Source organism: Embleya sp. NPDC020630, from assembly GCF_044334985.1.
Taxonomy (GTDB): Bacteria; Actinomycetota; Actinomycetes; order Streptomycetales; family Streptomycetaceae; genus Embleya.
The window spans coordinates 93,156-114,314 of sequence record NZ_JBIRUB010000013.1 but is presented as its reverse complement, the minus strand read 5'-3'; the positions used below and the strand labels follow the sequence as shown (position 1 = coordinate 114,314).

Annotated in this window: 11 protein-coding genes and 1 pseudogene; 10 read left to right on the top strand and 2 right to left on the bottom strand. The window is 73.6% G+C overall.

The annotated features are described in order from the left end of the window. Positions 1-40 precede the first annotated feature (40 nt). On the top strand, positions 41-1,282 hold the full coding sequence (locus ACH4XV_RS34125; RefSeq protein ID WP_395796200.1) for an ROK family protein: 1,242 nt from the start codon (positions 41-43) through the stop codon (positions 1,280-1,282). 13 nt (positions 1,283-1,295) lie between these two features. On the opposite strand, the gene ACH4XV_RS34120 is transcribed toward ACH4XV_RS34125, so the two are convergent. Further along, entirely contained in the window at positions 1,296-1,658 is a 363-nt protein-coding gene (locus ACH4XV_RS34120; protein WP_395796288.1) for a transposase, read from the bottom strand. A 42-nt stretch (positions 1,659-1,700) separates the two neighbouring features. Continuing rightward, positions 1,701-2,066: pseudogene (locus tag ACH4XV_RS34115) on the bottom strand (winged helix-turn-helix transcriptional regulator); the annotation flags it as partial. A gap of 151 nt (positions 2,067-2,217) precedes the next feature. On the opposite strand from ACH4XV_RS34115, the gene ACH4XV_RS34110 reads away from it, so the two are divergent. The 9 genes from ACH4XV_RS34110 to ACH4XV_RS34070 all read left to right on the top strand — a co-directional run bounded on the left by ACH4XV_RS34110 (position 2,218) and on the right by ACH4XV_RS34070 (position 21,155). After that, positions 2,218-3,129, top strand: a complete 912-nt coding sequence (locus ACH4XV_RS34110; RefSeq protein ID WP_395796199.1) for an NAD(P)-dependent oxidoreductase — start codon at positions 2,218-2,220, stop codon at positions 3,127-3,129. A gap of 451 nt (positions 3,130-3,580) precedes the next feature. Next, positions 3,581-6,808, top strand: a complete 3,228-nt coding sequence (locus tag ACH4XV_RS34105) for an amino acid adenylation domain-containing protein (protein WP_395796198.1) — start codon at positions 3,581-3,583, stop codon at positions 6,806-6,808. Further along, positions 6,805-12,432, top strand: a complete 5,628-nt coding sequence (locus tag ACH4XV_RS34100) for an amino acid adenylation domain-containing protein (protein WP_395796197.1) — start codon at positions 6,805-6,807, stop codon at positions 12,430-12,432. Before ACH4XV_RS34105 ends, ACH4XV_RS34100 begins: the two co-directional genes overlap by 4 nt. Further along, entirely contained in the window at positions 12,429-13,943 is a 1,515-nt protein-coding gene (locus ACH4XV_RS34095; RefSeq protein ID WP_395796196.1) for a class I adenylate-forming enzyme family protein, read from the top strand. The genes ACH4XV_RS34100 and ACH4XV_RS34095 overlap by 4 nt, the downstream gene beginning before the upstream one ends. After that, positions 13,940-17,302, top strand: coding sequence for an amino acid adenylation domain-containing protein (locus tag ACH4XV_RS34090; protein WP_395796195.1), 3,363 nt, complete (start codon positions 13,940-13,942; stop codon positions 17,300-17,302). The genes ACH4XV_RS34095 and ACH4XV_RS34090 overlap by 4 nt, the downstream gene beginning before the upstream one ends. Then, entirely contained in the window at positions 17,302-17,535 is a 234-nt protein-coding gene (locus ACH4XV_RS34085; RefSeq protein WP_380014546.1) for an MbtH family protein, read from the top strand. The genes ACH4XV_RS34090 and ACH4XV_RS34085 overlap by 1 nt, the downstream gene beginning before the upstream one ends. Further along, positions 17,532-17,798 carry an acyl carrier protein gene (locus ACH4XV_RS34080; protein ID WP_078979926.1) on the top strand — a complete coding sequence of 89 codons (267 nt, stop codon included), beginning with the start codon at positions 17,532-17,534 and terminating at the stop codon, positions 17,796-17,798. The genes ACH4XV_RS34085 and ACH4XV_RS34080 overlap by 4 nt, the downstream gene beginning before the upstream one ends. Continuing rightward, complete coding sequence (locus ACH4XV_RS34075) at positions 17,791-19,254, top strand: condensation domain-containing protein (protein ID WP_395796194.1); 1,464 nt, start codon at positions 17,791-17,793, stop codon at positions 19,252-19,254. Before ACH4XV_RS34080 ends, ACH4XV_RS34075 begins: the two co-directional genes overlap by 8 nt. Further along, positions 19,251-21,155 carry a N,N-dimethylformamidase beta subunit family domain-containing protein gene (locus tag ACH4XV_RS34070; RefSeq protein WP_395796193.1) on the top strand — a complete coding sequence of 635 codons (1,905 nt, stop codon included), beginning with the start codon at positions 19,251-19,253 and terminating at the stop codon, positions 21,153-21,155. Before ACH4XV_RS34075 ends, ACH4XV_RS34070 begins: the two co-directional genes overlap by 4 nt. Positions 21,156-21,159: the final 4 nt, after the last annotated feature.

Here is a 21,159-nt window from a genome sequence, read left to right as displayed (position 1 = left end):
CAGTGGCGCGACTACCTTCGATGCCGCTGACGGAGAGCCGATGACCCCAGGAGGTATCCCGCCGGAACCCGACGCGCCCGCCGTGGCGCACTGGAACCGGGGCGTGCTGCGCAGTCACAACGAGCGGGTACTCCTGGATCGGGTCCGCGCCGCCGCGCCCATCTCGCGCGCCCAACTCGCCCGCGACACCGGCCTGTCCAAACCGACGGTGTCCACCGCGCTGGACGCGTTGGAACGCGCGGGGCTGGTACGACCGGTGGGCCTGGAGACCGGCGCGCGGGGTCGGGCCGCACTGCTGTACGAGCCCGATCCGACGGCGGGCTACGTGGTGGGGATCGATGTGGGGCGGTCCTGGATCCGGGTCGCGGTCGCCGATCTGGACGGCCGGCTGCTGGCCCGGCAGGACCGGCACAACCGGGCCCGTACCTCGGCCACCATGCTGGCCACCGCCACCGACCTGGCGCGGACCGTGGTCGCCGACGCCGGTCTGGAGCCGACCGCCGTGGTGCACACCGTGATCGGCTGCCCGGGTGTGTACGACCGCGCGGCCGACCGGATCCGGTACGCGGTCAACCTGCCCGGATGGGGCCGCCCGGGCCTGCGCGGCCGGATGGAGGCGGCGCTCGGCACCACCGTGGACATCGTCAACGACGCGAACCTGGCCGCGCTCGGCGAGTACCACGGCGGCGCGGGGGCGGGCTGCCCGCTGTTCGTGTACGTCACCGTCGGCACCGGACTGGGCATGGGCATCGTCGCCGACGGGCGGCTGTTCCCGGGCGCGGGCGGCGCGGCGGGCGAGATCGGCTTCCTGCCGCTGTCCCCGCGCCCGTCGGACCGGGTCGGGCACGGCGCGAGCGGCCCGGTGCCGCGACGCGGCATGCTGGAGGACGCGGTGTCCGCCGACGCGGTCGTGCGCGGCGCGCGGGCGCTGGGGATGACCGGGCCGCTCACCGCGAAGGCCGTCTTCGACGCCGCCCGCCGCGCGGAGGAGCCGGCCGCGAGCGCGGTCCGACACGAGGCGCAGCGGCTCGCCCACGTGGTGGCTTCGGTCGCCGCCGTGCTCGATCCGGAACTGGTGGTCCTCGGCGGCGGGATCGGCGCCAACGCGGACCTGCTGCTCGGCCCGATGACCGCCGAACTGCACGAGTTGACCCCACTGCGCCCTCGGGTGGCCGCGAGCGGCCTCGGCGAGGAGGCGGTCCTGCTCGGCGCGGTGGCCACGGCCGTCGCGACCGCCCGGGACCGCGTCTTCACCCACCACACGATGGGCCAGCAGGGCTGACCGGAGGCCGGCCTCAGCTCCGGCCGACGGCCGGCGGTCGCGGTTGGCGGGCCACCTCGCCCAGCCGACCGATCAGGCCGCGCAGCACCTCCGCGTCGTCCCCGCCGGCCGCCTGAAGGCGGTCCTGCAACACCCGGACGACCGCCGCCCACGTGCCGTCGGCGACCCAGCGGCGCCGGCACGCGGCGACCGTCCGCCACGGCCCGAACCGGGGCGGCAGGTCGGACCAGCGCACACCGGTCCGCATGCGGTACAGCACGCCGTCGACGATCTGTCGCAGGCCCGGCCCCCGGTCGGCGAAAGGCCCGGGCGCGGGCCAGAGCGGCGCGAGCAACGCCCACTCGCGGTCGGTGAGTTCGGTGCGATCCGCGACCACGGACAGGGTGATCAACCGGTCCGTGTCGACGCTGTACCCGGACGCGTCGCCCAGGAGGTTCGCCCGTCCCCACGCGCCGAGCGGTCGCAGTGCCGCGTTCAGCGACGTGCCCAGCGGGGTGAGCGAATACTCCACCCGCAAGGGCAGTTCGTCGAACTGCTCACGATGCACGATGCCGTCCAGTTCCAACTCTCGCAGATGCGAGGCCAGTACCTTCTCGGTGATCCCGGGTACCAGCCGGCGCAGCTCGCCGAAGCGGCACGGGTGCTCGTTCAGCGCCCACAGGATGAGCACCTTCCACTTCCCGCCGACCACCCCCATGGCCGCGTCGATCCCGCAGACGTACGCCCCCGGCCTGCCTCTGACCGTACCCGTGCCGGTTCCCGTGCCTGTTCCGGCGCCCGTCATGTCCGTCCTCCGCCCGCTCGTCGCCCGTGCACCGCCCACGTGCCGCCCCGCTTCGGTATCACTCAAGCCGTCCCGACGGCCGGTGTCGCGCGAGTACCCACTTCCAAGTGCGTACTTGCCCGCCCGGACGCCGGTGACCAGCCTAATCGGCATGGAACCCGACACCCGAACGACCGATCCCACCCTGCCCGCGTCCACCCCCAAGGCCCCGCTCGCCGTACTCGGCCTGGGCGCCATGGGCGGCGCGCTGGCCCGCGCCTGGCTCGCCGCCGGGCACCCGGTGACCGTCTGGAACCGCACCCCGGGCCGGGCCGAGCCGTTCGCCGCCGCAGGCGCGACCGTCGCCGCCGGCGCCGCCGAGGCGGTGGCCGCGGCCGAGTTGGTCGTGGTGTGCCTGCTCGACCACGCCTCGGTCGAGGAGACCCTGACCGGTGTCGACCTCGCCGGTCGGGACCTGGTCGACCTCACCACGACCACCCCCGCCGAGGCCCGCGCCGGCGCCGCCCGGGCCACCGAGCGCGGAGCCCGCTTCCTGGCGGGCGGGGTGATGGCGATCCCACCGATGATCGGCGTCCCCGGGGCCGGCGGCTACGTCTTCTACAGCGGCTCCCGGGAGGTCTTCGACACCCACGGCGAGACCCTGGCCGTGCCGGCGGCCGGGCGCTACGTGGGCACAGACGCCGGTTTCGCCGCGCTGTACGACGTGGCCCTGCTCAGCGCGATGACCGGGATGTTCGCCGGCCTCACGCACGCCTTCGCACTGGTACGCGAGGAGGCGATCGAACCGACCGCCTTCGCCCCGCTGCTGGCCGAATGGTTGACCGCGATGGCGCCTACGGCGCACCGCACGGCGGCCCAACTGACGACCGGCGACTACGCCTCGGGGGTAGCCTCCCCGCTCACGATGCAACTCGCGGGCGCGCCGACCTTGCTGCGTACCGCCGCCGAGCAGGGCGTCAGTCCCGAACTGCTGCTGCCCTATCTGGCCCTGATGGAGCGTCGGGTGGCCGACGGGCACGGGAACGAGAGCGGGACGGGGCTGATCGATCTGCTTCGCGGCTGAGCCGGGCCCGGATCCCCCTCCCGAGCCCGGATGCGGGGATCCGAGCCGACCCGGATCCGCGCCGCCGATCCCGAATGCGCGAACTCCGACCCGGATGCGCGGGGCCGGGCCGGCTCGGCTCCACGTCCCCGAATCCCCCTGCCCGACTGCCGGTTCGACCATCCCGATCATTAACACCCGGTTGGTATTCGGGCCGGTCGGCTCCGTTCCGCTTGATTCGAGGTCTGGACCAATAGTCGGTTTGGTATAGACCATTGACACTGCCTCGATGGCACTCCTAGCGTTGCCGACGCACGCCACGGGGGCGGACTTCGATCGGGCGACGACAGGTCGTCCGACGCGCCGCCGTGCCGCGAGCCGACGCCCGCGTCGGATCGCGGAAACGGGATGACGGCACGGCCGTTCGGTCGGCGCGTGACGTCCCTCGGGCGATGGTGGCGAGGGGGTCGACATGGACGACGAGCACACGCTTTCCCGAACCGGGTCCGGAGAACGGATCGAGCCGACCGGGGCCGCCGTGCCGCGCGCCGGGGAGCGCGTGGGCGGGTTGTCCTTCGGCCAGGAACGCCTGTGGTTCCTCGACCGCTTCGAACCGGGCGACGCCGCCTGGAACATCCCGTGGGTGTTGCGCCTGTCCGGCCCGCTGGACATCGAGGCGCTGCGTGTCGCGTTCGCGGGCGTCGCGGCCCGACACGACGCGCTGCGCACCCGATTCCCCGACGACGAGGGACGCCCCGTCGCCGTGGTGGCACCGCCCGGCCCGGTCCCGATCGAGATCGTGGACCCGGCCGGGCCGAGTGCCGACGCACCCGCCCGCATCCTCGCCGAGCGGGTCAACACCGGCTTCGCCCTCGCCGCCGCACCGCCGCTGCGGGTGACCCTGGTCCGGCTCGACGACCGTGAACACGTGTTGTGCGTGGTGCTCCACCACATCCTGGCCGACGGCTGGTCGCTCAATCTGCTCCGCCGCGAACTGGAACTGCGCTACAGCGCGCACCGCGACGGCGTATCGCCCGTCTTCGCCGAACTGCCCTCCTACCTCGACCACGCCGCCCGGCAGCGGGAGCACGACCCGGACACCGAACGGGCCGTCGACTACTGGCGCCGGCAACTCGCCGATCTGCCCACGCTCGACCTGCCGCTGGACCGCCCGCGCACCGCCGCGCCGTCCTCCGCGACCGCGTTCCACACCCGGCGCCTGACCGGCATCGGCCCCGCCCTGGACCACGTCGCGCGGACCCGGCGCTGTACCCCGTTCATGGTCCTGCTCGCCGGCTACCAGGCGCTGCTGCACCGGCACGGCGGGCAGCGCGACTTCGCCGTGGGCGCGCCGATCGCCGGTCGCGGTGAGGTCGAACACGAGGGTCTGATCGGCTACTTCTCCAACACCCTGGTGTTGCGCGCCGACCTGCGCGGGGAGCCGACCTTCGGCGAACTGCTGCGCCGCACCCGAAGGACCGCGCTCGGCGCGTACGGCCACGACCGCATCCCGTTCGAGCGACTGCTCGCCGAACTGCGGGTGGACCGCGATCCGGCGGCGCCCGCCCCGCTGTTCCAGACGCTGCTCACGGTGCACACCCAGGACGCGGACACCGGGCCCGCCCGCCGCTTCGCCGACCTGGAGGCCCGCGAGGTGGACGGCGGCCACCGCGCGGGCAAGTTCGACCTCTCCCTGGACATCCGCCGCGACGGCGACGACCTGGAGGCGGTCTTCGGCTACCGCACCGCGCTGTTCGACGAGTCGACCGCGGTCGCCCTGGCCGCCCGCCTGGAGACCCTGCTGCGCGGCGCCCTCGCCGACCCGGACACCCCGGTACACCTGCTGCCGCTGCTGACCGACGCCGACCGGGACCGACTGCGCATCCGACCCGAACCCGTCGACGAGCCCGCCGAATCGGTCCCGGCGGCCATCGCCCGGATCCCGGGCGACCGCATCGCCCTGCGCACCCCCGACGGCTCCGTCACCTACCGCGAACTCGCCCTGCGCGCCGACGCCCTGGCCGCCCGACTCCGCAGCGCAGGGGTCGAACCCGGCGCGGTCGTCGGGGTGTTGTCCCCACGCGGCGCCAACGCGGTCGTGGCCATGCTCGCCGCCTGGCGCGCGGGCGCCGCGTATCTGCCCCTGGACCCTGAATACCCCTCCACACGCCTGGAGTTCATGCTCGCGGACAGTGCGACCCGGGTGGTGATCACCGACGCCGCGCACGCCGGGAGCCTGCCCGCGACGATCACCCCGGTACGCGCCGACGCCGCACCGGAGGGCGCGCCCTTCACGCCCGTCGAACCCACCGCCCAGTCCCCCGCGTACCTGATCTACACCTCCGGCTCCACGGGCACCCCCAAGGGTGTCCTGGTCCCGCACGGGGCACTCGCCGCCCGGGTGCGCTGGATGCGCACCGGCTACCGGATCGAGCCGAGCGACCGGGTTCTCCAGAGCGCCTCGCTCAGCTTCGACACCCATGTCGAGGAGCTGTATCCGACCCTGGCCGCCGGCGCCACGCTGGTCCTGCCCGCGCCCGACGCCACCCTGCCCGACGTACTCGCCGCCGGCGACGCGGACGACGTCACCGTGCTCGACCTGCCCACCCCCTACTGGCACGAACTCGTCGAGACCGGCGCCGACACCATCGCCTGGCCGCCCGCGCTGCGCCTGCTCATCCTCGGCGCCGACCAGGTCCGCCCCGGCGCGGTCGCCGCCTGGCGCGCCCGCTTCGACGACCGGGTCCGCCTGGTCAACTCCTACGGGCCGACCGAGACCACCGTCATCGCCACCACCGCCGACCTCGGCGCCGCCGACGCCACCGCACGCCCGCCGATCGGCACCCCGATCGACGCCACGCACACCGTCGTCGCCGACGCGCACGGCAACCCCGTTCCGCCCGGCGTGCCCGGCGAACTGCTGATCGGCGGCGCCGGCGTCGCCCACGGCTACCTCGGCCGCCCCGGCGCCACCGCCGCCACCTTCCGTCCCGACCCCGACGGCCCGCCCGGCGCCCGCCGCTACCACACCGGGGACCGGGTACGGCTGCGCGCCGACGGGCGGTTGGAATTCCTCGGCCGGCTCGACGCCCAGGTCAAGGTGCGCGGCTACCGGATCGAACCGGGCGAGGTGGAGGTCGCGCTCCTGGCCCACCCCGGCGTACTCCAAGCCGCCGTGGTCGCCCGGGACGAGGCACTGGTGGGCTACGTGGTCACCACCGCCGACCTGTCCGTGCCCGAACTGCGCGCCGACCTGGCCGGGCGACTGCCCGCACACCTGCTGCCCGGCGCCCTGGTTCGGCTGGACCGGCTCCCGCTGACCCCGAACGGCAAACTCGACCACCGCGCCCTGCCCGCCCCCGACCGCCGCGCCGAACAGACCCACGGTTACCTCGCGCCGCGCACCGACGCCGAAGAACTGGTCGCCGAGATCTGGATCGACGTGCTCGGCCTGGACAAGGCCGGCGTACTCGACGACTTCTTCGAACTCGGCGGGCACTCGCTCCTGGCCACCCGCGTGGTCGCCCGGATCGCCGCCGCCACCGACCTCGTCGTACCGCTGCGCACCCTGTTCACCCACCGCACCCTCGCCGGATTCGCCGCCGCGGTCGAGGAGCTATTGGTCGCCGACCTCGCCGCGCTCGACGACGACACCGCCGAGCAGCTGCTCTCCGCCGAGAGGAACCGTTCGCAGCCATGAGCACCGAGTCCCCCGCGCGCGACACGTCGCTGTCCGCGACCAAACGCGAACTCCTGGAACGCCGGCTGCGCCGCCGCCTAGCCGCCGGCCCGGTCATCCCCCGCCGGCCCGAGGGCACCGTGCCGCCGCTGTCCTACGCCCAGGAACGCGTCTGGTTCATGGAGCAGTTCGCGCCCGGCACGGCCGCCTACACCATCCCGGTCGCCCGCCGGCTGCGCGGCGCGCTCGACGTCGACGCCCTGGAACGGGCTCTGGCCGACCTGGTCGCCCGCCACGAGACCCTGCGCTCGCGCTACCTCGTGGACGAGGACGGACAGCCCCGCCTGGACATCGCCGCGACCCTGCCGTCGGTACTCACACGCGTCGAGGCGGCCGACCGGGCCGAGGCGGAGCGGTTGGTCAACGCGGGCGCCGCGGCGTCCTTCGACCTGGCCGAGGGACCCCTGATCCGGGCCCTGCTGATCCGCCTGACCGACACCGACCACGTGTTGCTGTTGACCGTGCACCACAGCGTCAGCGACGGATGGTCCAGCGAGATCATGGTCCGCGAGGTACTGGCCGGCTACGCCGCCTATGCCGCCGGCAGCGCGCCCCGACTTCCCGAACTGCCGGTCTCCTACGGCGACTTCGCCATCTGGCAGCGGGAGCGACTGACCGGCGAGACGCTGCTGCGCGAGACGGCTTACTGGCGGACCGAGCTGGCCGGCGTCGAGCCGCTCGAACTGCCCACCCGCGGACCACGCCCGGCCCGACAGACCTTCGCCGGCGCCGGCCACGCCTTCGAGGTCGACCGTGAACTCCTGGACCGGCTCACCGCGTTGGCCCGCGAGCGCGGCGCCACCCTGTACATGGTGCTCCTCGCCGCCTTCCACCTCATGCTCGCCCGGCACAGCGGGCAGCGCGAGTTCGCGGTCGGCTCGCCGGTCGCCGGTCGCCCGCATCCCGAGGTGGAGAACCTGGTCGGGATGTTCGTCAACGTGGTGGCGCTGCGCGCCCGCACCGGCGGCGATCCGACCTTCGCCGAACTGCTCGACCGCACCCGGGAGACCTGCCTGGAGGCGTACGCGCACCAGGAGCTGCCGTTCGCCCAGCTGGTCACCGAGCTGAACGTGGCGCGCGACGTGACCCGGTCGCCGGTGTTCCAGGCGGTGCTCGCGGTGCAGAACTACGCGACGGCGAACGCCCCCGACGACCGGGCCGGGTTGACCGCCGAGGCGTTCGGCCTTCAGGCCGGCGGCACCCGGTTCGACCTGGAACTGTTCCTGATGGAGTGGCCGGACGGCCTGTACGGCGCCTTCAACTACAACACCGACCTGTTCGACGAGACGACCATCGCCCGCCTGGGCCGGCATCTGGGTCGACTGCTCGCGGTACTCGCCGACCGGCCCGACGTACCGGTGTCCACCCTCGACGGCCTCGACCCCGACGAACGTGACCTGGTCCTGACCCGCTGGAACGACACCGCCGCGCCGGTTCCGGAACGGTCCACGCTGGTCGACCTGATCGCCGACCGCATCGCCCGCACCCCCGACGCCACCGCTGTGGTCCTGGACGATCACACCCTGACCTATCGCGAACTCGACGCCGCCGCCGATCGGGTCGCCCACCGCCTCCGCGCCGAGGGGGTCCGCCCCGGCGACCTGGTCGCGGTCGGCGCGGAACGCTCCCCCGAACTGGTCGCCGCCCTGCTCGGCGTGCTGCGCACCGGCGCCGGGTACACGCCGCTGGACCCCGAATACCCGGCCGAGCGCTTGGCGTTCATGCTGGCCGACTCGGGCGCGCGGGTGTTGCTCAGCCACCGGCGACTGCCGATGCCCGCCGACTGCGCGGCCACGGTGATCGCCCTGGACGACCCCGCCGACTGGCCCGACCCGACACCCGGCGCCGACGGCACCGGTGGCATCCCCGATGTCGCGGCACCGACTCCCGACGACGTCGCGTACATGATCTACACCTCCGGCTCCACCGGCCGGCCCAAGGGTGTGCCCAACACGCACCGCGGCATCGTGAACCGGATCGCGTGGATGCAGGACTCCTACCGACTGGGACCCGACGACGCGGTGTTGCAGAAGACGCCGGCGAGCTTCGACGTGTCGGTCTGGGAGTTCTTCTGGCCGCTTACCGCGGGTGCCCGGCTGGTCCTGGCCCGCCCGGGCGGGCACAAGGATGCCGGTTATCTGCGCGACGTGATCGCCGAACAGGGCGTGACAGTCGCGCACTTCGTGCCCGCGATGCTGACCGTGTTCCTCGCCGAGGAGGGCGTGGAGCGCTGCACGACGCTGCGCCGAGTGGTGTGCAGCGGTGAGGAGTTGGCACCGGACAACGCCCGCGCCTTCCGCGAGCGGCTGCCGGATTGTGCGCTGGCGAACCTGTACGGGCCGACCGAGGCGGCCGTGGACGTCACCGCGTGGGAGTGCGCCGGCCCGCTCGCCACCGTGCCGATCGGCGCGCCGATCCACAACACCCGGGTGTACGTGCTCGACGAGGCCATGCGACCCGCACCGCTCGGCACGCCCGGCGAGCTGTATCTGGGCGGGGTCCAAGTGGCGCTGGGCTACCACCGGCGGCCCGGATTGACCGGGGAACGTTTCGTCCCGGACCCGTTCGGCGCCCCGGGCACCCGCCTCTACCGCACCGGCGACCTCGCCCGGTGGCGACCCGACGGCACCCTCGACTTCCTCGGCCGGATCGACGATCAGGTCAAGCTGCGCGGCCTGCGTATCGAACCCGGCGAGATCGAGGCCGCGTTGCGCGCCCGCCCGGAGGTGGACGAGGCCGCGGTGGTGGTCCGCGAGGACACCCCCGGAGACAAACGCATCACCGCGTATGTGGTGCCCACCGTCGCGGGGGTCGGGGACCACGACCCGGGCACGGTCGTCACCGGCCCCGACCCGGATCGCGGCACCGAGGACTTCGACTCCGACGACATCCGGGCCGCGCTCAAACGCACCCTGCCCGACTACATGGTCCCCGCCGCGTTCGTCGCGCTGCCGGCGCTGCCCCTGACTCCCAGCGGCAAGCTCGACCGCAGGGCTTTGCCCGCGCCCGCGGCGCGTCGCTCCAAGGGCGCCGCCGCCGCGCCGCCGACCACCCCGGCCGAGCTGCTGTTCGCCCGAATCTGGTGCGACGTGCTCACGCTGCCCGAAGTCGGCGTCGACGAGGACTTCTTCGACCTCGGCGGCCACTCCCTGCTGGCCACCCAGGTGGTCGCGCGTGCCCGCAAGCAGCTCCCGCAGATCGGCGGCCGGGCGGTCAGCGTGATGGACGTCTTCACACACAAGACCATCCGCGAGATCGCCGCCCTGTCCACGCTGTCCGAGGCCGAACGCGGCCCGGCGCGGCTGCTGTACCGGCTGAGCAAACCCGTCCCGGCGGCGCGGCGCACCCTGTCCCTGGTCTGCGTGCCCTACGGCGGCGGCAGCGCGGTGGTGTACCAGCCGCTGGCCGACGCACTGCCGGACACCCACGACCTGTGGTCGGTGGCCATCCCCGGACACGACGTGGGCGTCACCCAGGAGCGGCTGCCGTTCGACGAACTCGCCCGGCGGATCGTCGCCGAGGTCCAGGAACGGGTCGAGGGACCGATCGCGCTCTACGGCCACTGCGGCGTCGGCAGCGCGTTGATCGTCGCCGTGGCCCGGCAACTGGAAGCCGCCGGACGCGCGTTGGACGCGGTGTACATCGGCGCCCAGTTCCCGTTCGCCCGGCCTCGCGGGCGGGTGCTCTCCGCGCTGAGCAAGGTGGCCGCGCTCGAACCGCTGCTCGGCGACCGGGTGTACGCCAACTGGCTGACCTCGATGGGCGCCGACATGGCGGACCTGGACGGCGACCAGATGAAGTTCATCATCGGCAACATGCGGCGCGACTCGGTGGCGGCCGAGGAGTACTTCACCGAGGCGCTGTCCGACAACCGCCCCCGGCTGCGCGCGCCCATCGTCTCGGTGATGGGCGACCGGGACCCGGCCGCCGACTTCTACCAGGAACGCTTCCGCGAGTGGCGCACCATCGCCGACCGGGTGGCGCTGGTGATGCTGGACGAGGCGGGCCACTTCTTCCTCAAGCACCGTGCGAACGACCTGGCCGAAGTGATCACGCGCGTACATCCGGCGGTGGCCGCGGGCCGCACCGACGCGCTGCCCACCCGCGAGGCGGACGGCCCGTGGTGGTTCCACGGCGCCGCCGGACCACCGGACGACGACCCCGGACCGGACCGGGCCGGGGCCGACGCCGCGCCGGGCCGCGAACCCCGGCCCGGCATGGGCCGGTTCCTCCTGGTGGCGTTCAGCCAACTGGTCTCGATCACCGGCTCCGCGCTGACCGAGTTCGCGTTGCCGATCTGGATCTACCTCCAGACCGGCTCGATGGGCCGCTTCGCGCTCTACGCGGTGATCGGCATGTTGCCGGGCATCCTGATCGGCCCGCTCGCCGGGGCGATCGTGGACCGCGTGGACCGACGCAGGGTGATGCTCCTCGGCGACCTGGCGGCGGGCAGCACCCAGGGGGTGCTGTTGCTGCTCCTGGTCTCGGGGTCGCTGCATCCGTGGCACATCTACGTCCTGCTGGGCGCGCTGTCCATGGCGCTCACCTTCCAACGCCTGGCCTACGCCTCGGCGGTGCCGCAACTGGTGCCCAAGCAATACCTCGGACACGCCAACGGCATCGTGCAATTGGCGGGCGGGGTCGCCCAGTTCGTGGTCCCGCTGATCGCGGTCGGGCTGATGGCCGGCATCGGACTGCGCGGCATCCTGATCCTGGACGTGATCAGCTACACGATCGCCATCACCATCATCGCCTTCGTGAAGTTCCCGCACACCCTCCCGTGGCGGCGGCGCGAATCGCTCACCGCCGAGATCAAGCACGGCTTCACCTACTCGTGGCGCCATCGCGGCTTCCGGGCCATGCTGCTCTGGTTCGCCGTGCTGAACCTGTTCCTGTCCCCGCTGTTCCTGCTCACCACGCCGCTGGTGTTGTCCTTCGACTCGCTCGGCGGCGCCGCCCGGGTATCCATGGCGGCCGGTGCCGGGGTGATCGTGGGCGGCATCGCGATGGGCTTCTGGGGCGGTCCGCGCCGGCAACGGCTGCGCGGCATGTTGTGGTTGGCCGCCGCGCTGGCCGGGGCGTCCGCGTTCACCGGTCTGCACGCGAGCCTGTGGGTGGTCGGGATCGGCGCCTTCGGGATGTCCTGCGCACTGTCCCTGGTCAACGGCGTATACACGACCATCGTCCAGGTCAAGGTGCCCCAGCGCTTCCACGGCCGGGTGTTCGCGCTGAACACCCTGGTCGCCTGGTCCACGCTGCCGATCGGGCACGGCGTCATCGCGCCGCTCGGCGCCAAGCTGTTCGAGCCGTTGATGACCGACGACGGGCCGCTCGCGGGCTCGATGGGCCGGCTGATCGGACACGGCGAGGGGCGCGGCATCGGCCTGCTCTACCTGGTGTTCGGCGCCGCGATGCTCGCCCTCGTGCTGATCGGCCTGCGACTGCCGGTACTTGCCCACTTCGACCGGGATGTCCCGGACGCGCCCGCCGACGACGAGGTCGGCATCCAGGAACGCGAACGCCGGATCCGGGCCCGGGCCCGGGCCGCCGAGCCGGCGCCCGCCCTCGCGGAGGTGTCGAAGTGAGCATCGGAACCCGACCCCGGCCGACGCCCACCGGCCGCCGCGCACCGGAGAGCCTGTCCGCGCTGCTCGCGCATCGCGCCGAGATCGAGCCGGAGCAACCCGCGATCCTCAGCGGGCGCGAGAAGTTGACGTTCGGCTCCTGGCACTACCGCGCGGACGCGGTCGCCGCCGGGCTGGCCGAACGCGGCATCGGCGCGGGCGATCGGGTCGCGCTCCTGTACGGCAACGGCGACTGGATCGACTACGCGACCGCCTACCTGGGCGTACAGCGCGCCGGCGCGGTCGCGGTGCCGATGTCGGACCGGCTCGCCCCCGCCGAGGTGCGGCACCTGCTCGCGCACAGCGGGGCCGCGGCCGTGCTGCACCGCGCCGAGTTGGTCCCGCCGGACGCCGGCACCGGCGCTTGGACCGCCCCGGTCGAGGACATCGAGACCTACCCCGCGGGCAGCCTGCCGACCCCGGACCCCGGCGACCTCGCGCAGATCCTGTACACCTCCGGAACCACCGGCACCCCCAAGGGTGTCGCCGCGACGCATGCCAACCTGGCGTACGGCTGCACGCTGGACGCGCGCCGTCGCCCGCTCGGCCACTCGGCGCACTTCCTGCACGCGTATCCGGTGGGCACCAACGCCGGGCAGACCATGCTGATCAACGCGCTCGACGCGAAGGCGACGGCGATCGCCGCCCCGCGCTTCACCCCGGGCCACTTCGCTCGACTGATCGAACGGCACGCGGTGGGCAGTGTGTTCGTGGTACCGGCGATGGCCATCGAACTGCTCGGCGCGGACCAGGCACACCGCCACGACCTGTCCAGCGTGCGGCTGCTCGGCTCCACCGCCGCCGCCCTGCCGCGCCGGGTCGCGGTGGGCCTGGCCCGGCTGTTCCCCCAAGCGCAGATCGTCAACTACTACACCTCCACCGAGGCCGCGCCCGCGCAGACCACGATGTTGTTCGACCCCGAACACCCCGGCTCGCCCGGCCGACCCGCGTCGTTGCGCGACCTGCGGGTGACCGACGAGCGCGGGCGGGTGTTGCCGGTCGGGGAGACCGGAGAGGTCTGGCTGCGCACCCCGACCACGCCCCGCTCGTACTACGGCGAGAAGGCCGACTCGCGGGTTTTCTCCGGGCGTTGGGTGCGCATGGGCGACCTCGGCTACCTGGACGCCGAGGGCTTCCTGTACCTGGTCGACCGCGAGCGGGACGTGATCAAGTCCGGTGCGTACAAGGTCTCCACGTTGCAGGTCGAGGACGCCCTGCACGAACACCCGGGCGTGCTGGACGCGGCCGCGTTCGGCGTACCGCACCCCGTGCTAGGGATGGCCGTCGCCGCCGTCGTGGTGCCCCGGGGCGAATTGACCGCGACCGAGCTGCGGGTGTTCCTGATGGAACGGCTCGCCGCCCACGAACTCCCCGGACACGTGGTGTTCCGGGAATCCCTGCCGCGCAACGAGGGCGGCAAGATCCTCAAGCGCGAGCTGCGCCGGCTCCTGGACGACGAGGTCCGACCATGACTGTGACGAACGATCAGATCCCCTGGAACGATCGTATTCCGCCGAACGAGCACCCGGCCCCGACGGCCGAAAGCGCCGAGGCCGGGGCGGGGCTCGACACGCTGCCCTTCGCGCCGTTGTCCGCCGCCCAGTTGGGCGTGTGGGTGACCGAGCGCACGTTGCCCGCCGAGTCCGCCTACCACCTCTCGGTGCTGCTGCGCTTCGACGGCCCGCTCGACCCGGACGCGCTGGCCCGCGCGTGCGCCGCCACGATCGAGCGGCACCCGATACTGGCCGCCGCGGTCGGCGAGGCGGACGGCACGCCGGGCCTGGTGCCCACAACCCCCGCGCCGATGCGCCGCGTGCCGGCCGACGAGGCGGACCTGGACGCGCTGATCCGGGCCGAACTGGGCCGCCCCTTCGACCTGTACGCCGGTCCGCTCGCCCGCTTCACCCTGTTCTCCTTCGCGCCGGACCGGCACACACTCCTGGTGACGGCGCACCACGTGATCTTCGACGGCACGTCCAAGGAGATCGTGGTGGCCGCCCTGGCTCGGGCCTACCGCGCGGCCCGCGAGGGCGGGACTCCGGCCGGCCCGGCAGCCCCGGCGTCGCAAGGCCCCGGATCGACCGACGTATTCCGGGCCGGACCGGTGTCGGCCGACCATCCCGACACCACCGGCGTCTGGGCCCGGCACCGCGAGGAGCCCGGTCGGGCGATCCTGCCGGGGCTGCTGCCCACCACGCGGGCCGGCGGGGAACCGGCGCCGGGCTCCACGATCCCGTTCACCCTCGGGCCCGAAACGGTCGACGCACTGCACGAGACGGCCGCGCGACTCGGCGTCACCCACTTCGAACTGCTGCTGGCCGCCTGGCACACGCTGCTGTTCCGCTACGGCAACGCGCGGGTGCGTACCGCGCTCGAACTCACCACCCGCACCCCGGCCGAGGCGCGCGGGGTCGGGCTGTACGTCAACGAGCTGCCGGTCTCCTCCCGGCCGCGCGCGGGACAGGGCTTCGGCACGTTCGTCCGGGAACTGCGCGCCGAACTGCGGGCGATCTACGCCTTCCGCGACGTACCGTACAGCCACACCGTGCGTGGTCTCGGACCCCGGACCGCGCTGACCGAGCTGACCGTGAGCTATCGGCGGCGCACCCGCGTGGTCGAGCCGGTCTTCCCCGGGGTGGAGACCCGGGTCGAATGGATCGTGTTGCCGCCGACCGCGCGCAACACCGCGCATCTGCAACTGGTCGAGGGCCGGGATCGGATCGACGGCGCGCTGCACGTACCTACGGACGGCTTCGTCCCGGACGCGGCCGCGCGTATCCCGGGCCACTTCGCCACCCTGCTGAACACCGCGCTGGCCGACCCCGAACTGCCGCTGGGCGATCTGCCGTTGTTGTCCGAGCCGGAGCTGGTCCGGGTCCTGCACACCGACAACGCCACCGACACGCCGTATCCGGCCGAGGAAACCGTCGTCGAGCTGTTCGCCGCGCGCGCCGCGGCCGCCCCCGACACGGTCGCCGTCGTGTGCTCGGGCCGGTTCCTGACCTACCGCCAGGTGGCCTCGGCCGCCTACGTGTTCGCCGAGCGCCTGCACCGCGCCGGGATCGGCGCGGGCGACCTGGTGGCGATCGAACTGCCGCGCACCGGCGAACAGGTCGCCGCCGTCCTCGGCGTACTCGCCGCGGGCGCCGCGTATCTGCCGCTCGACCCGGGCTATCCGGCCGAACGGTTGGCCTTCATCCGGTCGGACGCGCGCATCGCGGCGATCGTACGCGACGGGGGCGCGCGGGCGGGTGAACCGGGCGGATCCGGTACGGACTTCACACCCGAACAGGTTCCGGACGCGCCCGAGGAGTCCGTCCGGCTCCATCTCGTAGCTCCCGTCGAAGCGCCGGTCCCCGATGCCCCCGCCGCACCGGCCCGGCTTCGTCTCGTCGCCCCCGTCGAACCGCTCGTCCTGGCCGCCCCCGACCTGAACGGGCCCGACCTGTTCGGTAGCGAGCCCGGCCGGGTCCGCCCGCCCAGTCGGCCGGCGCCGGGCGATCCGGCGTATGTGATCTACACGTCCGGCTCGACCGGTCGGCCCAAGGGCGTCCAGGTACCGCACCACGCGCTGGCCAATCTGCTCGCGAGCATGCGCGACCGGCTCGGCGCCGGTCCCGACGACCGCTGGCTCGGGTTGACCTCGCTGTCCTTCGACATCTCCACGGTCGAACTCCTGCTGCCGCTGACCACCGGCGCCCGGGTGGTACTGGTGCCCGACGACCGGCACCGGGACGGACCGGCGCAACTGGCCCTGCTGGAGCGGCACGCCGTCTCGCATGTCCAGGCCACCCCCAGCGGCTGGCGGGTGCTGCTCGCGGCCGGCCTGCACCGTCCGGGGCTGACCGCGATCACCGGCGGCGAGGCCCTGCCCGCCCCGCTGGCCGCCGAACTGCGCGGCGCGGTGGGCCGGTTGGTCAACGTATACGGGCCCACCGAGACCACGGTGTGGTCCACCTACACCGAGGTCGACTCCGGGGCCGCGCCCGGCATCGGCCGGCCCCTGGCCAACACCCGCGCGTACGTGCTCGACGGCCGGCTGCATCCGGTCCCCGAGGGCCTGGTGGGCGAGTTGTTCCTGGGCGGGGACGGCCTCGCGCACGGCTACCTCGGCCGCCCGGGGCTGACCGCCGAGCGGTTCGTGGCCGACCCGTTCGGACCGCCCGGCGCCCGCCTGTACCGCACCGGCGATCTGGTCCGACACGCGCCCGGCGGCGGGCTCGACTACGTCGGGCGTACCGACGCCCAGGTCAAACTGCGCGGACACCGGATCGAACTCGGCGAGATCGAGAGCCGGCTCGCCGCACACCCCGGCATCGCCCAGGCGGCGATCCGACTGCTCGACCCGGACAGCGAACACGCCCGCCTGGTCGGCTACCTGGTCCCCGAGCCCGGACAACCCCCCGTCGCCCCGGACGAGTTGCGTGCCTACCTCGCCCGCACCCTGCCGAGCGCCATGGTGCCCGCCGGCTTCCTGACCCTGGACGCCTTCCCGCTGACCCCCAACGGCAAGCTGGACCGGGCCCGCCTGCCCGAACCGGCACCCACTCGACCCGAACCGGGCGGACCCGCCTATCCGTTCGACGCGGCCGACGGCCCGGCCGACGAACTCACCGAGACCGTACGGGCGATCTGGGCCGAGGTGTTGCGCCTGGACGACATCGGTGTGGACGAGGACCTTTTCGACCTCGGCGGCCACTCGCTCACCATCACCCAGATCGCCGCCCGGATCCGCAAACGCCTGGGCGTCGAGGTCCCGCTCGACGTCTTCTTCGACACCCCCACCGTCGGCGGCGTGACCGACGCCGTCCGCGACCTCCAGGAGCCGTGATGCGCAACGATCCCGAAACCACCGACCCCGAGACCGACCAGGAAACCTACCGCGTGGTCGTCAACGACGAGGAACAACACTCGTTGTGGCCGCTGCGCACCGACCCGCCCGCAGGCTGGGTGCCCACCGGATTCGTCGGCACCCGCGAGGAGTGCACGGCGCACATCGACCGGGTCTGGCCGGACATCCGGCCGCTGAGCCTGCGTCGGCGACTGGCCGGGGACGCGGCATGAGGGCGGACCCGCTGCGCGAACGGGTGGCCACGCTGATCGCCGACGTGAGCGGCGGCGAGGTGAGCGCGCACGAGGTGTTGGAATCAACCGGCTCGCTGACCGCGTCCGGGGTGAGTTCGCTGACCTTCCTGCGCCTGATCGACGCCCTGGAGGGCGAGTTCGACGTGTTCTTCGATCTTGACGCCGACCTGGACTTCGTCGAGGACCTGGACTCGCTGGTGGCGCACCTGACCCGGCACGGCGTGGCGGTGGGCGATGGCTGAGGACGAGTCGGCGAGAGCCCGGGTCGCGGCCGAGCCACCGGTCGCGGCCCCCTACGAGGTGCCGGCGCCCTTCGCGGTCTCCGCCGACGACCCGGTCCGAGCCCCGCTGACGTGGGGTCAGCGGGCCATTTGGCAGGCCATCCGCCGTACCGCGCCCAGCGACCACTACTTCAACATGACCCGCGTCTTGCCGATCGCCGACCGCGGCCGACCGGTGGACGTGACCCGGGCGACCGCCGCGCTCGGCCGGCTGATGGAGCGTCATGACGCATTGCGCACCCGGCTCGTGTCCACCGACGGCGAGCCCCGACAGGCCCGCCACTCGGTGGGCACGCTGCCGGTGGAGGTGTTCGAGGCGGCGCTGATCGAGGATGCGGACACGGTCGCGGCGGCGGTGGCCGAACGCCTCGGCGCCACCCGCTTCGACTACTTCGACGCCTGGCCGATCCGGGTCGGCCTGGTGGTGCACGGCGGCCGGGTCCGCTACATCGCACTGGCCCTGTGTCACGTGGCCACCGACGGCCACGGCGTCGAAGTCCTGGTCCGCGACCTGCGGCTGCTGATCCGGCGCGGGTCGGCGGGCGGCCCGGCGGCGGGTGGGGCGCTGGACCTGGCGCACGAGCAGTCCACGACCACGGGGCTGCGCCGGGGCGAATCGGCGCTCGCGCACTGGGAGACGCACTATCGGCGGATCGCGCCGACGGTGTTCGCCGACGTGATCGCCGAACCGGCGGCGCCGCGCTTTCGCACCGTGCGCCTGGTCTCCCCCGCGCTGGCCCGGGCCGCCGACGCGGTCGCGCTGCGCCACCGGGTCAGCCCGTCGGCGGTGTTGCTCGCGGGCGCGGCCGTGTTGGCGGCGCGCGCGGGCGGGCGGGACACCGCGGTGATGTTGCCGATCGTCGCCAACCGTTTCCGGGCGGACAGCCGCGATCTGGTCACCACGCTGTCCCAGGAAGGGCTGTTCGTGCTCGACCTGGACCTCGGCGCGCGCTTCACCGACCTGCTGCCCGCCGCGTGGCAGGCGTCGCTGCGCGCGTATCGCAGCGCGGGCTACGACCCCGACCGGTGGAACGCGCTGATGTCCAGGATCACCGCCGAACGCGGCACGCCCATCCGGCCGTTCTGCTGCTTCAACGACATGCGCCTGGTGGATCGGCCGCCGGAGCCGGGACCGGAGCCGACCGCCGCCGAACTGGACGTGGCGCGCACCCGCAGTCGGGTGGAACCGGCGGGCGGGCACGAGTTCATCGCCTGCCGGTACTGCATGCACGTGGTCGCCGAGGGCGACGCGCTGGTGGTCAGCGTCACCGGCGACACCGCCTATCTGCCCGTACACGCGCTGGAGGCGCACCTGGTCGCGCTGGAGGATCTGCTGGTACGCGCTGCCGCCGGGCGGGAGGTGCCGATCGGCGCGCTGACCGGCTTCGCGGAGCGGGTGGCGGAGCCGGTCGCATGAGCGTGCTGGCGTATGCCGGTGCCACGTCCGTCGCGGCGGGCGACCGGCTGCGCTTCCACCTGGCCTCGACCGACGGCGGCCCGGTGCGTGGCGAGGTCACCATCGTCGACGCGACCACCGACCACGTCCTGGCCCGGGCCCGAGTGAGTGGCGAGCACTGGGAGTTGGCCGTTCCACCGGACTGGCCCAGCTCGCTGTACCGGGCCGTGTTCGACGACGGCACGCCGCTCGCCGGGGACGAACCCCTGGACCACGAGGCCTGGTTCGTGGTCCGCGCGGCGCAGCCCGGGGTGGCCGCGCCGATCCTGGTGTCGGTGCCGTTCGCCACGTGGCAGGCGTACAACCGCTCCGGCGTGCCCGGCCGGGGACTGTACTACGCCGAACAGCCGGACCGGGCCGCCCGGGTCTCGTTCGACCGACCCGGCGGCGGGCCCCCGCCGGAGCGCTGGGAGGAGGGTCTGCTGCGCTGGTTGCGGGCCACCGGCAGGCCGGTCGAGTTCTGCTCCGGCCTGGATCTGCACGGCGGGCACGAACTCCTGTCGCACTACCGGCTGTTGGTGGTCAACGGGCACGACGAGTATTGGTCGCGGGAACAGCGCGACACCGTCGAGGGGTTCGTCCGGCGCGGCGGCAACCTGGCCATCTTCGCCGGGAACACCGCGTGGTGGCAGATGCGCCTGGAGGACGCCGGCCGCACCATGGTCTGCCATCGGGACGCGGTCGCCGACCCGATGGCGGCGATCGATCCCGAGAGGGTCACCGTGGAGTGGTCCAGCGCGCCGGTGCACCGGCCGGAGAACACGATGACCGGGCTCAGTTTCCGGCGGGGCGCGGGTGCGTGGGGCGAGGGGATGAAGGTGATCCGCGAGGAGGCGTACATCGCCCGGTTCACCGACCACTGGGTGTTCGCCGGCACCGGCCTCGCGGACGGCGACAAGTTCGCCCAGGGCGCGCTCGGCTACGAGACGGACGCGGCCGAACTGGACTGGAGCACGGGCGTCCCGCGCGCCACCGGCCGCGACGGCACCCCGCCGTCGTTCGTCGTGCTCGCCACCGCCGATCTGCGGCACTGGGCGCGCTACGGGCAGGGCGGCGACGCGGTGATGGGCACGTTCCGGCTCGGCGCGGGCACGGTGTTCAACGCGGGCACCATCAACTGGGGCAGCGCGCTGGCCGATCCGGTGGTCGACCGGGTCACCCGCAACGTGCTGGACCGGCTCGGCGCCGCCACACAGCCGCAGTGGGAGGTGATCGGCCCCGCCGCCGACATCCGCGCGCTCACCGCCTGCGAGGACGTGCTGTTCGCGGTGGACACCGAGGGGGCGCTGCTCTGCCGCGACACCGGCGGGCAGAACCTGCCCTGGCGGGCGATCGGCGCCGCGCCGGCGGTGCGCGCCCTGGCCGCGGCGCGGGAGGCGGCCGGTGCGCTGCCGCTGGAGGTGTACGCGGTCGGCCCGGACGATCGGCTGCTGCGCCGGCCACCCGTGACTCGGCCCGCGCCGTGGAGCCCGGTCGCCCGACTGCCCGAGGGCACTCTCGCGCTGGCGCTGTGCGACGGCGGCGTCTTCGCGGTGGCCGCCGCCGACACGCTGCACCACGTGTACGCGACCGAGCTGCCCGCCGACCCCGAGGCGCCGGCTCCGTGGCGCGTACTCGGCCCGGCGGGCGGCGCGATCGCCCTCGCGGCGATGAACGGCCGGTTGTACGCCGCCGACGGCGCCGGCCGGCTGTGCACCCGGCTGCCGATCGTGGGGTCGGCCGCGTTCGTCCCGCTGCCCGGCGAATCGGCCCCGCCCGACACCTGCCGCACGCTGACCGGCCACGCCGGGAGCCTGATCGTCACCGCACCGGGTTGCCGGATCCGCCGCCGCTCGGCGGTGCCGCCGCCGACAAGGGGCTGAGCGC

What these genes read in the sequence shown, in the direction of transcription:
- ACH4XV_RS34125 (WP_395796200.1), top strand. Translation starts at nt 41, where the DNA reads ATGACCCCAGGAGGTATCCCGCCGGAACCCGACGCGCCCGCCGTGGCG.
- ACH4XV_RS34110 (WP_395796199.1), top strand. Translation starts at nt 2,218, where the DNA reads ATGGAACCCGACACCCGAACGACCGATCCCACCCTGCCCGCGTCCACC.
- ACH4XV_RS34105 (WP_395796198.1), top strand. Translation starts at nt 3,581, where the DNA reads ATGGACGACGAGCACACGCTTTCCCGAACCGGGTCCGGAGAACGGATC.
- ACH4XV_RS34100 (WP_395796197.1), top strand. Translation starts at nt 6,805, where the DNA reads ATGAGCACCGAGTCCCCCGCGCGCGACACGTCGCTGTCCGCGACCAAA.
- ACH4XV_RS34090 (WP_395796195.1), top strand. Translation starts at nt 13,940, where the DNA reads ATGACTGTGACGAACGATCAGATCCCCTGGAACGATCGTATTCCGCCG.
- ACH4XV_RS34085 (WP_380014546.1), top strand. Translation starts at nt 17,302, where the DNA reads ATGCGCAACGATCCCGAAACCACCGACCCCGAGACCGACCAGGAAACC.
- ACH4XV_RS34080 (WP_078979926.1), top strand. Translation starts at nt 17,532, where the DNA reads ATGAGGGCGGACCCGCTGCGCGAACGGGTGGCCACGCTGATCGCCGAC.
- ACH4XV_RS34075 (WP_395796194.1), top strand. Translation starts at nt 17,791, where the DNA reads ATGGCTGAGGACGAGTCGGCGAGAGCCCGGGTCGCGGCCGAGCCACCG.
- ACH4XV_RS34070 (WP_395796193.1), top strand. Translation starts at nt 19,251, where the DNA reads ATGAGCGTGCTGGCGTATGCCGGTGCCACGTCCGTCGCGGCGGGCGAC.